This window comes from Variovorax sp. AC103 (genome assembly GCF_979254005.1).
Genome location: NZ_CEEDFC010000116.1, coordinates 1 through 232, shown reverse-complemented (window position 1 = coordinate 232; position 232 = coordinate 1). Strand labels below are relative to the sequence as shown.

Below are 232 nucleotides of genomic sequence, written 5' to 3'. Positions count from 1 at the left end.
CACTCGAGGTAGGCCGGACCGCCGTTGCGGATGATCCAGGGCACCGCCGCGAAGGTCTCGGTGGTGTTGATGGTCGTCGGCTTGCCGTACAGGCCGAAGCTGGCGGGGAACGGCGGCTTGAAGCGCGGCTGGCCCTGCTTGCCCTCGAGCGACTCGAGCAGCGCGGTTTCCTCGCCACAGATGGAGGCGCCGAAGCCGTGGGCGGCGGGCAACTGGAAGTTGTACGTGCTGC

Annotated in this window: 1 pseudogene; it reads right to left on the bottom strand. The window is 68.5% G+C overall.

The window, feature by feature from the left end:
- Positions 1 to 232: pseudogene (locus AC0IYU_RS35030) on the bottom strand (NADH-quinone oxidoreductase subunit F); the annotation flags it as partial.